The following is a 12,655-nucleotide window of genomic DNA, read 5'->3' as shown; positions in this document are numbered from 1 at the left end:
CGACGGCGGCGCGCGGCCGCCCCGACCCACCAGGAGGCCCGGTGACGGTCCGCCAGCCCCACCCGATCGAGGTCCGGTCCTACGAGATCCTGCGCTCGCGCGTCGACCTGTCCCCGATGCCGCCGCTCTGGCGGGCGGTCGCCGAGCGCGTGATCCACGTGAGTGCCGACCTGGAGTACGCGGTGGACCTGGCGACCCGCGAGGAGCATCTGGCGCAGGGCCTGGCCGCGCTGCGCGCCGGGGCGCCGATCATCGCCGACGAGGGCATGGTCGTGGCCGGGATCAGCTCCCGCCAGGCCCTCTGCCACCTCGGCGACCCCGCCGCCGGCCGGATGGCCCGCGCGGCCGGCATCACCCGCGAGGCCGCCGCGATCCGGCTGTCGTACTCCGAGGTCGGCCCCGGCGCGGTCTGGGTCGTCGGGTCCGCGCCGAGCGCCATCTTCGAGATCATCGCCCGCAAGGTGCGGCCCGCGCTGGTGATCGGGCTGCCGGTCGGGTTCGTCGGCGCCGCCGAGGCCAAGGAGGCGCTGCGCGCGAGCGGCCTGCCGCAGCTCAGCAACCACTCCGAGAAGGGCGGCTCGGCCGTCGCCGCCGCCGCCGTGAACGCGCTGCTGTACTACGAGGGCGAGGCGCGATGAACGGCGAACCCGACCTGCGCCACCACGGCGACACCGAGGTCTGCGGCGGGATGGCCGACTTCGCGGTGAACGTGCGGACCGGCACCCCGCCGGCCTGGCTCGCCGACCGGCTGCGCGCCTCGATCGCGGACCTGGCCGCCTACCCCGACCCCACCGCGGCCCGGCAGGCCGTCGCCCGCCGGCACGGCCGCGCCGCCGGCGAGGTGCTGCTCACCGCCGGCGCCGCCGAGGCGTTCGTGCTGCTCGCCCGGGTGCTGGCGCCGCAGCGCGCCGTCGTGGTGCACCCGCAGTTCACCGAGCCCGAGGCCGCGCTGCGCGCCGCCGGGCACCCGGTCGAGCGGGTCGTGCTGGGCAAGGACTTCACCTTCGACCCCGGCGCCGTCCCCGCGAGCGCCGACCTGGTCATGATCGGCAACCCGACCAACCCCACCTCGGTGCTGCACCCGGCGGCCGCGATCACCGCGCTCGCCCGCCCCGGCCGCACCGTCGTGGTCGACGAGGCGTTCATGGACTGCGTCCCCGGCGAACCCGAGAGCCTCGCCGGGCGGCTGCCCCCGGGCGTCGTGGTGCTGCGCAGCCTCACCAAGACCTGGGGCCTGGCGGGCCTGCGCGCCGGATACGTGCTGGCCGCCCCGTCGCTGATCGCCCGGCTGGCCGAGGCGCAGCCGCTGTGGGCGGTGTCCACGCCCGCGCTCGTGGCGATCGAGGCGTGCAGCACGCCCGAGGCCGTCGCCGAGGCGGACGCCTGGGCCGTGGAGATGGGCGCCGAACGCGACCGGTTCGCCGCCGAGCTGACCGGCCGGGGCCTGTACGTCGTCCCCGGCGCGCGCGCGTCGTTCCTCTGCCTGCGGGTGCCCGACGCGCTCGGCATCCGCGCCCTGCTGCGCCAGCGCGGCTACGCGGTCCGGCGCGGCGACACCTTCCCCGGGCTCGGCCCCGACTGGCTGCGCGTCGCCGTCCGCGACCGCGCCGCCGACGACGAGCTGCTGGAGGTGCTGTGTGACCTCGGCATCTGACGTCCTGCAGCGGGTGATCGCCGAGCGCCGGGACATGCGCGAGGGGTTCCGGCCCGACCCGGTCGACGACGCCGTCCTCACCCGCGTCCTGCAGGCCGCGCACCGGGCCCCGTCGGTCGGCCTCACCCAGCCCTGGGACTTCCTGGTCATCCGCGACCCGGCCCGCCGCGCCCGCGTCCGCGACCTGGCCGAACGCCAGCGCGCCGCCTACGCCGCCTCGCTCGTCCCGGCCCGCGCCGCCCGCTTCGACGGCATGAAGGTCGAGGCGATCCGGGAGGCGCCGGTCAACATCGCCGTCACCTGCGACCCCACCCGCGGCGGCCGCAACCCGCTCGGCCGCGCCACCCAGCCGCAGATGGCGCCCTACTCGGTCGCCTGCGCCGTGCAGAACCTGTGGCTGGCCGCCCGCGCCGAGGACGTCGGCGTCGGCTGGGTCAGCTTCTTCGACGAGCGCGAGCTGGCCGCCGAGCTCGGCCTGCCCGCCCACCTGGAGATCGTGGCGTACCTGTGCGTGGGGCACGTGGACGCCTTCCCGCCCGCGCCGCGGCTCGCCCTGTCGGGCTGGGCCCGCCGCCGCCCCCTCGCCTGGGCGGTGCACAACGAGACCTACGGCCACCGTGGCCTGCCCGGGGAGGAAACCGTGAACCTGATCGACGAGACCGTCGCCGCGATCGGCCCGCTGGACGAGGCCGCCATGCGCGACGCCCGCGACCACCAGGCCCGCCTCACCAAGCCGCCCGGCAGCCTCGGCGTCCTGGAGGAGCTGTCGGTGCGGCTGGCCGGGCTGGCCGGGCAGTGCCCGCCGCCGCTGCCCGAGCCCGCCGCCGTCGCGGTCTTCGCCGCCGACCACGGCGTGCACGCCCAGGGCGTCACCCCCTGGCCGCAGGAGGTGACCGCCCAGATGGTCGCCAACTTCCTGGCCGGCGGCGCCGTGGTCAACGCCTTCGCCCGCCAGGTCGGTGCCGAGGTGTCGGTCGTCGACATCGGCGTCGCCGCCGAACTGGACGCCGCGCCGGGCCTGCTGCCCCGCAAGATCGCCCGCGGCACCGCCGACATGACGCAGGGCCCGGCGATGACCCCCGATGAGGCCCGCCGGGCGGTGGAGACCGGCATCGAGATCGCCCGCGACCTGGTGTCGGCGGGCGCGCGCTGCCTGCTCACCGGCGACATGGGCATCGCCAACACCACCGCGTCGGCCGCGCTGATCGCCGCCTTCACCGGCCTGCCCCCCGAGCAGGTCACCGGCCGGGGCACCGGCATCGACGACGCCACCCACGCCCGCAAGATCGACGTGATCAAGGCGGCGCTGGCCCGGCACGGGCTGCCCCGCGACGGCGCGGACCCGCTGGAGGTCCTCGCCGCCGTCGGCGGCCTGGAGCACGCGGCGCTCGCCGGATTCATCCTCGGCGCGGCCGCGCTGCGCGTGCCCGTCGTGCTGGACGGCGTGATCGCCGGGGCCGCCGCGCTCGTCGCCGGGGCGATCGCACCGGACGCCCTCGGCGCCTGCGTGGCGGGCCACCGGTCGGTCGAACCCGGACATTCCGCTACAGTCGCGCACCTGGGCCTCCGTCCTCTGGTGGACCTGGAGCTCCGCCTCGGCGAGGGGACCGGCGCACTGCTCGCGCTGCCGCTCGTCCAGGGCGCGGTCCGGGTGCTGCACGAGGTCGCCACCTTCGACTCGGCCGGGGTGAGCGGGAAACGGCCCGGGGAATAACGGCCTGGTCACGGGAAGGGTCACCGTCGGCTATCGACTGGGCGGGGACCCTCTCCATGGGCTTGCCGGGCCGAGTACCTTTGGTCCACAAAGACACACGTCCGTCACCCGCGTCCGTGAACGACCCCAGAGACCCGATCGAGAGAACGAACGAGTGCCTCCGTACCTGCTTGGCCTGCGACTCGGCGGGCGACGTGTCCTCGTCGTCGGCGGAGGGCGGGTCGCCCAGCGCCGCGTGCCCGCCCTGCTGGCCGCCGGCGCCGAGGTCGTGCTGGTCTCACCCGAGGTCACGCCCTCGCTGGAAGACCTGATCGCCGACGGCCGCGTGGAGTGGCACCGCCGCCCCTACGCCCCCGGAGACTGCGCGGGCGCCTGGCTCGTCCAGGCCGTCACCGACGACGGCAAGACCAACGCCGCGGTGGTCGCCGAGGCCGAGGAGGCCCGGATCTGGTCGGTGCGCGCCGACGACGCCGACGCCTCCCCGGGCTGGACCCCGGCGAGCGGCCAGGTCGGCGAGACGACCGTCGGCGTCCTCTCCGGCGGCGACCCGCGCCGCGCCGCCGGCATCCGCGACGCCGTGGTCGAAGGACTGCGCGACGCCACCCTGGAATCGCGGCACTCGCGCCGCAAGCCGGTCGGCGTCGCGCTGGTCGGCGGCGGCCCCGGCGACCCCGGCCTGATCACCGTGCGCGGCCGCCAGCTGCTCGCCCAGGCCGACGTGGTCGTCACCGACCGCCTCGCGCCGCGCGAGCTGCTGGACGAGCTGGCCGCCGACGTCGAGGTCATCGACGCCGCCAAGATCCCCTACGGGCGCACCGTCACCCAGGAGCGCATCAACGACTACCTGGTCGAGCACGCCAGCCAGGGCAAGTTCGTGGTGCGGCTGAAGGGCGGCGACCCGTTCGTGTTCGGGCGCGGCGGCGAAGAGGCCCTGCACTGCGCCCGGCACGGCATCCCGGTCACCGTCGTCCCGGGCATCACCAGCGCCGTCGCGGTGCCGTCCGCGGCGGGCATCCCGGTCACCCATCGCGGGGTGTCCCAGGAGTTCCACGTGGTGTCGGCGCACGTCGCGCCGGACCACCCCGAATCGACCGTCGACTGGGCCGCCCTCGCCGCCTCCCACGGCACGCTCGTGCTGCTCATGTCGGTGGAGCGGATGGCCCTCATCGCGGACGCCCTCATGCGCTATGGTCGGGCGGCGGACACCCCCGTCGCGGTGATCCAGGACGGCACCCTCCCGGGCCAGCGGACCCTGACCGCCACGCTCGGCACGGTCGCGGACGAGATGGCCGCCGCCGGGGTGCGGCCCCCGGCGATCGTGGTCGTGGGCGACGTGGTCACCGTGGCGCGCGAGATCGACACTCTTCGAGCGGACTTGGGACGGGATCCGTGACACCCCCGGCAGAACAGAGCGCGGTCCACGACGAGGCGGGCTCTGGGCGTGAGCCCGGCGCGGCGCCGTCCGGCCCGGCCGCCCTCGGCCAGGACGCGACGTCCGGGCCGTCCGCCGCGGGCGCCGCACGCCGCCGCCCGCCCGGCCTCGAGACAGGCGATGACATGGCTCTAGGCACCGACTCCGCCCCCGCCCCCGAGGCCGAGGCGGCGAACGAAGCACCCACGAGCGGGCCCGCGGGCGAAACGACCACGGAACGCGTCGGCAAGCACGCCAAGCCGGCCGGCAAGACGGCGGACGAAACGGCTGTGACAAGCGCCAAGCCGAGCGAAAAGCCCGACGAGCAGGCTCTGGCCACTGGCCAGGCCTCTGAGACGGGCGCCGAGTCCGCCGACGCGTCGAGTGTGAAGGCCGAGGCTGCTGCGGACTCTTCCGAGGCGCGCGGTGAGATCGGCGCCAAGCCCGACGGTGAGCCTGCCGGGCAGGATCAGGCGGCTGGGCAGGTGTCTGGGACGCAGGGCGAGACTGCGGTCGCGTCGGGTGCCGAGACTGCTGTGGCCTCTTCCGAAGCGCCTGGTGAGGTCGGCACCGAGTCGGGCGAAGCGTCCGGTGGGCAGTCTGCCGGGCAGGTGTCCGGGACGCATGGCGAGTCTGCCGTCACATCGGGTGCCGAGGCCGCAGCCGAGAGTGTTGTGGGCTCTTCCGAGTCGCATGGTGAGGGCGGCGCCAAGTCGGGCAGAGCGCCCGGTGGCGAGCCTGCGGTCGCGTCGGACGCCGAGGCCGCAGCCGAGAGTACTGCGAGCTCTTCCGAGTCGCCTGGTGAGGCCGGCGCCGAGTCGAACGGAACGTCCGACGGTGGGTCTGCCGGGCAGGTTCAGGCGGCTGCGCAGGTGTCTGAGACGCGGGGCGAGTCTGCGGTCGCGTCAGGTGCCGAGGCCGCAGCCGAGAGTGCTGCGAGATCTTCCGAGACGCGTAGCGAGGCCAGTGCCAAGCCGGGCGGAGCGCTCGGTGGTGAGCCTGTGGTCGCATCGGGTGTCAAGAGCACGGCCGAGACTGCTGCGGGCTCCTCCGAGTCGCGCGGCGAGACCGCGGGCGAAACGGCTGTGACCAGCGCCAAGCCGAGCGAAAAGCCCGGTGAGGCCGGCGCCAAGTCGGGCGAAAAGCCTGGCAGCGAGACCGCTGGACAGGGCTGGGCCGCTGCTCCCGTGCCGTCCGAGCCTGCGGGCGGGAAGGCCGGCGCCAAGGGCGCGGGCCAGGCGCGGTCCGCCGCCGCGTCGCGCGAGCCCCTGCGGCAGAGCGATCTGACGCGGGCGCTGAGCGACCTGCGCGACCGGCTCGACACGTTCGAGTTCGTGCTCGAGGTCCCCGGCGTCGAGGAGGCCCGCGAGGCGCGCCTGGAGCTGCGCAACCAGCTGGAGGACTACGCCCTGCCCCGCATCCAGGCGGCCGGCGTCCCCATGCTGGTGGTCCTCGGCGGTTCGACCGGCGCGGGCAAGTCCACCCTGGTCAACACGCTCGTCGGGTCCCGGGTCAGCGCCACCGGCGTGCTGCGCCCGACCACCAGCAGCCCCATCCTGGTCTGCCACCCCGACCACGCCGAGTGGTTCCTGAAGGGCCCGATGCTGCCCGGCATGGGACGCGTCCGCGGCCCCGCGCCCGACGCCATCGCCGGCGACCAGCTCGTCATCATCTCCAGCGACGTCCTGCCCCCGGGTCTCGCGCTGCTGGACAGCCCCGACTTCGACTCGGTCTTCGAGGACCACTACGAGTTCGCCACCAAGCTGATGGCGGCGGCCGACCTGTGGCTGTGCGTCACCACCGCGGCCCGGTACGCCGACGCGCAGGTGTGGCAGATGCTGCAGCGCGCGCGCGACAACGGCGCCAGCATCGGCGTCGTGCTGTCGCGCGTCCCGCAGGGCGCCGGCGCCGAGGTCGTCGACCACTTCGGCGAGATGCTCGCCGAGCAGGGCGTCGGCGACGCGCGCCGCTTCACCATCCCCGAGACCCGCGTCGAGGACAGCCGGCTGCCCGAGGAGACCATCGAGGACATCCGGGCCTGGCTCGTCGGCGTCGCCGAGGACGCCACCGACCGCGAGATCGTCGTCGGCGACACCCTCGGCGGCGTGCTCGACAGCTTCCGCACCCGCATCCCCGAGCTGGCCAAGCACGTCGAGGCGCAGGTCGAGCAGCGCGCCGAGCTCGCCCAGCTCGTCGAGTCCGCCTACGGCACCGCCCTCGCCGAGCTGGACGAGGCCACCCGCAACGGCTCGCTGCTGCGCGGCGAGGTGCTGGCCCGCTGGCAGGACTTCGCCGGTACCGGCGACCTGCTGCGCGCGCTGCACGTCCGGCGCGGCCGGCTGTCGCTGACGCGCCGCTCCAGCCGGCGGCACCGCGCCCCGAGCCGGGTCCGCTCGCTCAAGGCCGCGCTGCGCAGCGGCCTGGAGTCGCTGATCCTGTCCACCGCCGAGCACGCGGCCGAGCAGGTCCTGGCGGGCTGGCGCGGGCACCCCGCGGGCGGGCAGGTGCTGGCGGGCCCCGCCGCCACGCTCGGCACCGCCTCGCCGGAGCTGTCGCGCCGCGTCACCCGCGCCGTCAGCTCCTGGCAGGACCACGTCCAGGAGCTCATCCGCACCGAGGGCGTCACCAAGCGCTCGGTCGCCAAGCTGGTGTCGTTCGACTCCGAGGCGCTGTCGCTCGTCCTGATGATCGGCCTGCTCGGCTACGGCACCTCCGACGTCGCGGTCGAGGGCGGCACCAGCGCCGTCCCGCAGCGGCTGCTGAAGGCGTTGTTCGGCGCCGAGTCGCTGCGCGGCATGGGCGCCAAGGCCCGCGCCGACCTGCGCAGCCGCATCGGCATGCTGTTCGACGAGGAGGCCATCCGGTTCGGGCAGGCGCTCGACGCGGCCGGCATCCCCGACGAGACCGTCCCCGTCCAGCTCTACCAGGCCACCTACAACCTCGAGGTCGCCCGATGACCACTGCGGCCATCCCCGCGAGCCCGGCCGGGCCCGCGTCCCCCGACTCCGCCGCCGACCTGTCCGGCCGGCTCACCGCGCTGGACCGCATGGTCGAGCTCGGCACCGGCCGGCTGGACGACAAGCTGCTCGGCGACGCCGCCGTCCTGCTGGAGCGCGCCGGCGAACGGCTGCGCCTGTCGGGCGAGCACACCGTCGTCACCCTCGCCGGCGGCACCGGCAGCGGCAAGTCGTCGCTGTTCAACGCCATCTGCGGGCTGGAGCTGTCGCCGACCGGGGTGCGCCGCCCGATGACGTCCAAGGCGCACGCCTGCGTGTGGGGCCTGGACGGCGCCGGCCCGCTGCTGGACTGGCTGGACGTCGACAAGCGGCACCGCTACGCCCGCGCCAGCGCGCTGGACTCGGCCCGCTCGGACTCCTCGCTGCAGGGCCTGGTCCTGCTGGACCTGCCCGACCACGACTCCATCCAGGCGGTGCACCGGGCCGAGGTCGACCGGTTCGTCACCATCGCCGACCTGCTGGTGTGGGTCGTCGACCCGCAGAAGTACGCCGACGCGGCCCTGCACCGCAACTACATCGTGCCCTTCGCCCGGTACGCCGGCGTCACCCTGATCGTCCTCAACCAGGTCGACAAGCTGCAGCCCGGCGAGGTCGACGACTGCGTCGCCGACCTGCGCCGCCTGCTGGAGGCCGAGGGCCTGGCCAAGCCGCGGATCGTCACCACCTCGGCGGCCAGCGAGGACGGCGTGCTCGGCTTCCGCGACGTCCTGGTCGACACCGTCGCCGCCCGCCGGGCCCGCAGCGAGCGCATCACCACCGACGTGGACCGGCTCGCCGACCGGTTCGCCCCCTACCGCGGCGACGCCGAGCCGCCCGCCGGGGTGTCCGCGCAGGCGCGCACCGAGCTGGTCGAGGAGCTCACCAACGCCGCCGGGGCGCCCGCCGTCGCCGAGGCCATGGAGAGCGCCTACGAGCTGCGCGCCGCCGACTTCGTCGGCTGGCCCGTCCACGCCATGATCGCCCGGCTGCGCAGCGACCCGCTGCGCCGGATGCGCCTCACCGAGCTGCGCGAGGAGCTGCGCAACGCCTTCACCGGCCCGGTCGGGGCGCAGCAGGGCGATGTGGACAACGCCCTCGTCCGCGTCACCGAAGGGATCACGGGCGACCTCCCGGCCGCCTGGGCCCGTTCGGTCCGCGCGGCCGCGCGCGCGCACGCCGCCGGGCTGCCCGAGGCCCTCGGCGCCTCCCTCAAGGACGCGCTGCCGACGTTCAACCAGGTGCCGCGCTGGTGGTGGCTCGTCAAGACCTGGCAGTACTTCCTGGTGCTGGCGACCGTCCTCGGCGTCGCCTGGATCGGCCTGCTGGTCGCCTACGGCGTCTTCAAGGTGGGCGGCGAGAACCCGAACGCGCTGCTCGGCGAGCCCGGCCTCATCCCCTATGTCGCGGTGCTGGTCGTCTCCACGCTCGGCATGGGCTGGCTGACGTCCTCGGCCTGCCGCAACATGGTGGCGCTGTCGTCGGCCAAGCACGGCGAACGCATGGAACAGCACATGCTCGACAGCATCGAGCGCGTCGCCGACAGCATGATCATCGAGCCGATCGCGGACGAACTGGACGTCTACGCCCGGTTCCGCGCGGCCGTCGACGCCGCCCGCAGCTGAGTTATCCACAGTTTCCGCACCCCCTTCCCCGCTCCCGTCGCCGTAAGCCACCGTGGACTCACCGCGGGTCACCCCGGCCCGCCGCCCCACGGAGGACACGTGAACGAGGCACAGATCACCGTCATCGGCTGGGTCGCCGCGGAGCCCTACTACTCGGTGACGGGCAACGGGACCCCCTACCTGTCGCTGCGGGTCGGCTGCACGCCCCGGCGCTACGACCGCCGCTCGGCCCAGTGGCAGGACCTCGAGACGATGTTCCTGACCGTCAACTGCTGGCGCACCCTCGCCGACAACGTCAACGCCTCCGAGATCAAGCGCGGGCATCCCGTCGTCGTCACCGGCCGGCTGCGCATCCGCCAGTACGAGAAGGACGGCCAGTGGCGGTTCTCGGCCGACATCGAGGCGACCACGGTCGGGCACGACCTGAACCGCGGCACGGCCGACTTCCGCCCGGTCGTCCGCAGCGCGGGACTGACCGAGGACGACCGCCGCGAGGTCCACGAGGCCACCGACCAGTGGGCCCTGGCAGGTCCCTTGGCGGCACCGGCCGCCGTCCACCCGGGCGCCCTGCTCGCCGGAGAGGCCGGGTCGTCCACCACCCGCCCGGACATCCCCGGCAACGACCTCACGGCGCCCCGCCCCGAGAAGGGGCCGCCCCTCACCCTCTTCGACCGTCCCCCCGCCAACACGAAAACCCTCCAAGATCCGCAGACCCCCGCCACCGCGTCCCCGCCGGACTTCGCCCGCACCGACGAACCCTCTCCGGACCAACCACCGAAAGAGGGCAAGGCCCGCTCCTCCCGAGGCCGTCACGTCAAAGCCGCCTGACCCTCCAGACGGAACCATCCGCCGACCCGGCCAGAACCGGCAGGCGCTCCGTGGCCCAGTGACAGTGATGTGGACGGCTTGTGCCAAGCCCGTCTCGGCGCGCGGGTGTCTCTTTGGTCGGCATGGTCGGAACGGGTAGGCGCTCCGCGGCTCAGTGACAGCGAAGCGGACAACCTGTGCCAAGCCTGCCTCAGCGCGCGGGTACCTCTTGGTCGGCATGACGGAACAGGCGGGCGCTCCGCGGTACAGCGAAGGGAACCAGCAGGCTGATCAAGGCCACCTGAACGTTCAGGGGCTCCGCCGCCGACGCGGCCGGAACCAGTGAGCGCTCCGCGGCCCAGTGACAGGGGGCCGTGCGGGCCGTACGGGACAGGCGTGACCCGGAGCCGGAAAAGAAGCTGAGGAGGTTCGGAAAGCCGGAGGTGATCAGAGAGAGGAAGGCGAGCGGCAGGCGGGGCGGGTGAGTTGAATGTTGAACTTGGTCAGAGAGCACTCACCTCGTCGGCGTCCCCGACTTGTTCCCAAAATTGTAAAGGTCGACGTACTCTCGGTAATCATGGGTCAGAGTTGGGGAGCCGGACACACCGGAGGCGGATATCGGCCGCCACCGTGGTGCCGCAGAGACGGATCGACGTCGGCGGTGAGGCCCGCGGGGCGAAGCGCGAGGGCGCCTGAAAGCCCTGCCGGCCGAACCCGGAGAACGCATCGCGGCGCGGTTCGGGAGGCGAGCGGAGGGCCCTGACCGGGAGACGGGAGTCCTGTCCATGAAGACACTGGAAGGGAAACGGTCATCACGGTCCTGAACCGCCTCCCGCCCTCGGTGGCGGGGGCGTCGCGGCAGCACCGCTGCCGGTCGGCGCCCCCGCGCCGTCGGGGTCGCGTCCGCGTCAGATCCAGGAAACGCCGCGCATGCTGTTCTCCCCCTCCGGATGTGCTGAGGGCCGCGGAAGTCGCGGACCTCTCCGCGGGTGCCCGAAACGGACACCCACATGTGCGTAATCGAAGGTACCGGTTTCCGGTCCACTCCGCACACGTTGCAACTATCGTGTTACACAACGTGATGCATAGGGGGGAAGGATGACGGCTGTGCAGTCGTCCGCCGAGGATCGCGGCGGAGACATCACCGGAAAACCCCGGCGGCGGGGGGTTCCGGGGCGCCCGTCCGTGCTGGGCGTGTACGTGCCGGCGGTCGTCCTGGTGCACCTGACGCTGACCGTCGCGGGCCTCACCCGGACCCCGGTGCGCCTCAACGATCTACTGACATTTGGCGCGTTGCTGGCGTGTGGCGCGGTCTGCATCGAGACCTCCCGGCGGCTCGGCATGCCGGCCGGCGTGGCGCGGGACCTGCTGTCGGCCTGGTGGCTGCCGGTCGTCCTGCTGCTGCCCCCGCTCTACGCGCTGCTGATCCCGATCCCGCTGCAGATGCTGCTGCAGTTCCGGGTCCGCCGGACGCTGCTCTACCGGCGGGTGCTGGTGATCGCGGCGCTGGGCGTCTCGGGGGCCTGCGCGTCGGTGGCCTTCCACCACGTCGTGCCCGAGCCCCTGGCCGGGACGCCCGGGTGGGTCATCGACGGCTGGCCCGGCATCCCGGCGGCGGTGGGCTGCGCGGCGCTGTTCACGGTGCTCAACACCTTCCTCGTCGCGTTCGCGGCGCACGCGGCCGACCCCGAGGGCCGCTGGCGCGACGTCCTGTGGAACCGGGAGAGCCTGCTGCTGGACGTCGTCGACCTGTGCGTCGGCGTCACCGTGGCGGTCACCAGCGCGCTGTCGCTCGGCATGCTGGCGCTGACGCTGCCGCCCGTGGTGCTGCTGCAGCGCAGCCTGATGCACCAGCAGCTCCAGGCGGCGGCACGCACCGACGCCAAGACGGGCCTGCTCAACGCGGCGGCCTGGCAGCGCGAGGCCGACACCGAGCTCTCCCGCGCGCAGCGCACCCATGATCCGCTGGCCCTGCTGCTCATCGACATCGACCACTTCAAGCGCGTCAACGACACCCACGGCCACCTGCTCGGCGACCAGGTGCTCATCGGCGTCGCCGGCACCCTGTGCGGCCAGCTGCGCGACTACGACGTGGTGGGCCGGTTCGGCGGCGAGGAGTTCGTGGTGCTGCTGCCCGGCGCCGACACCGTCGAGGCGTGCCGCGTCGCCGAACGCCTGCGCGGCCGTGTGCGCCGCCTCGCGGTGCCCGCCGAGGACGGCACGATCGGCGTGACGATCTCGGTCGGCGTCGCCCTCTACCGGATGCACGGCGACGACCTGATCGAACTGCTGGCGGCGGCCGACCTGGCCCTCTACCGGGCCAAACAGTCCGGCCGCGACCGCGTCTGCCTCCCCGCCCTCGACAGCCCCAAGGCCACCGAAGGCTGACCCCCGCCCAAGCCACGGCCACCAGCGGACCGTCCAGGGCACTTCACGCGAAACACCGAGCGG

The 12,655-nt window shown here is 74.1% G+C and carries 8 protein-coding genes; all 8 read left to right on the top strand.

Annotation, left to right across the window (positions count from 1 at the left end):
- Positions 1-41 precede the first annotated feature (41 nt).
- The 8 genes from ACRB68_RS22300 to ACRB68_RS22265 all read left to right on the top strand — a co-directional run bounded on the left by ACRB68_RS22300 (position 42) and on the right by ACRB68_RS22265 (position 12,592).
- Positions 42-638, top strand: a complete 597-nt coding sequence (locus tag ACRB68_RS22300; protein ID WP_328594595.1) for a precorrin-8X methylmutase — start codon at positions 42-44, stop codon at positions 636-638.
- Positions 635-1,654 carry an Rv2231c family pyridoxal phosphate-dependent protein CobC gene (gene cobC, locus ACRB68_RS22295; protein WP_153535592.1) on the top strand — a complete coding sequence of 340 codons (1,020 nt, stop codon included), beginning with the start codon at positions 635-637 and terminating at the stop codon, positions 1,652-1,654. Before ACRB68_RS22300 ends, cobC begins: the two co-directional genes overlap by 4 nt.
- Positions 1,638-3,368: a nicotinate-nucleotide--dimethylbenzimidazole phosphoribosyltransferase gene (gene cobT, locus ACRB68_RS22290; RefSeq protein ID WP_407924301.1), complete on the top strand. Its 1,731-nt coding sequence runs from the start codon at positions 1,638-1,640 to the stop codon at positions 3,366-3,368. The genes cobC and cobT overlap by 17 nt, the downstream gene beginning before the upstream one ends.
- Before the next feature lie 154 nt (positions 3,369-3,522).
- Entirely contained in the window at positions 3,523-4,761 is a 1,239-nt protein-coding gene (cobA, locus tag ACRB68_RS22285; protein ID WP_328594594.1) for a uroporphyrinogen-III C-methyltransferase, read from the top strand.
- Positions 4,762-5,966: 1,205 nt separating this feature from the next.
- Entirely contained in the window at positions 5,967-7,736 is a 1,770-nt protein-coding gene (locus ACRB68_RS22280) for a GTPase family protein (protein ID WP_328594593.1), read from the top strand.
- A complete protein-coding gene (locus ACRB68_RS22275; RefSeq protein ID WP_153535590.1) occupies positions 7,733-9,397 on the top strand; it encodes a GTPase family protein in 1,665 nt (554 codons plus the stop codon). Before ACRB68_RS22280 ends, ACRB68_RS22275 begins: the two co-directional genes overlap by 4 nt.
- Before the next feature lie 99 nt (positions 9,398-9,496).
- Complete coding sequence (locus tag ACRB68_RS22270; RefSeq protein WP_328594592.1) at positions 9,497-10,225, top strand: single-stranded DNA-binding protein; 729 nt, start codon at positions 9,497-9,499, stop codon at positions 10,223-10,225.
- A gap of 1,164 nt (positions 10,226-11,389) precedes the next feature.
- Positions 11,390-12,592, top strand: a complete 1,203-nt coding sequence (locus ACRB68_RS22265) for a GGDEF domain-containing protein (protein ID WP_328594591.1) — start codon at positions 11,390-11,392, stop codon at positions 12,590-12,592.
- Positions 12,593-12,655: the final 63 nt, after the last annotated feature.

It is taken from the genome of Actinomadura macrotermitis (genome assembly GCF_009604375.1).
Classification (GTDB): Bacteria; Actinomycetota; Actinomycetes; order Streptosporangiales; family Streptosporangiaceae; genus Spirillospora; species Spirillospora macrotermitis.
Note: the sequence above shows the minus strand (reverse complement) of the source record. Positions and strands in the feature narration are given on the sequence as shown.

What these genes read in the sequence shown, in the direction of transcription:
- cobC (WP_153535592.1), top strand. Translation starts at nt 635, where the DNA reads ATGAACGGCGAACCCGACCTGCGCCACCACGGCGACACCGAGGTCTGC.
- ACRB68_RS22275 (WP_153535590.1), top strand. Translation starts at nt 7,733, where the DNA reads ATGACCACTGCGGCCATCCCCGCGAGCCCGGCCGGGCCCGCGTCCCCC.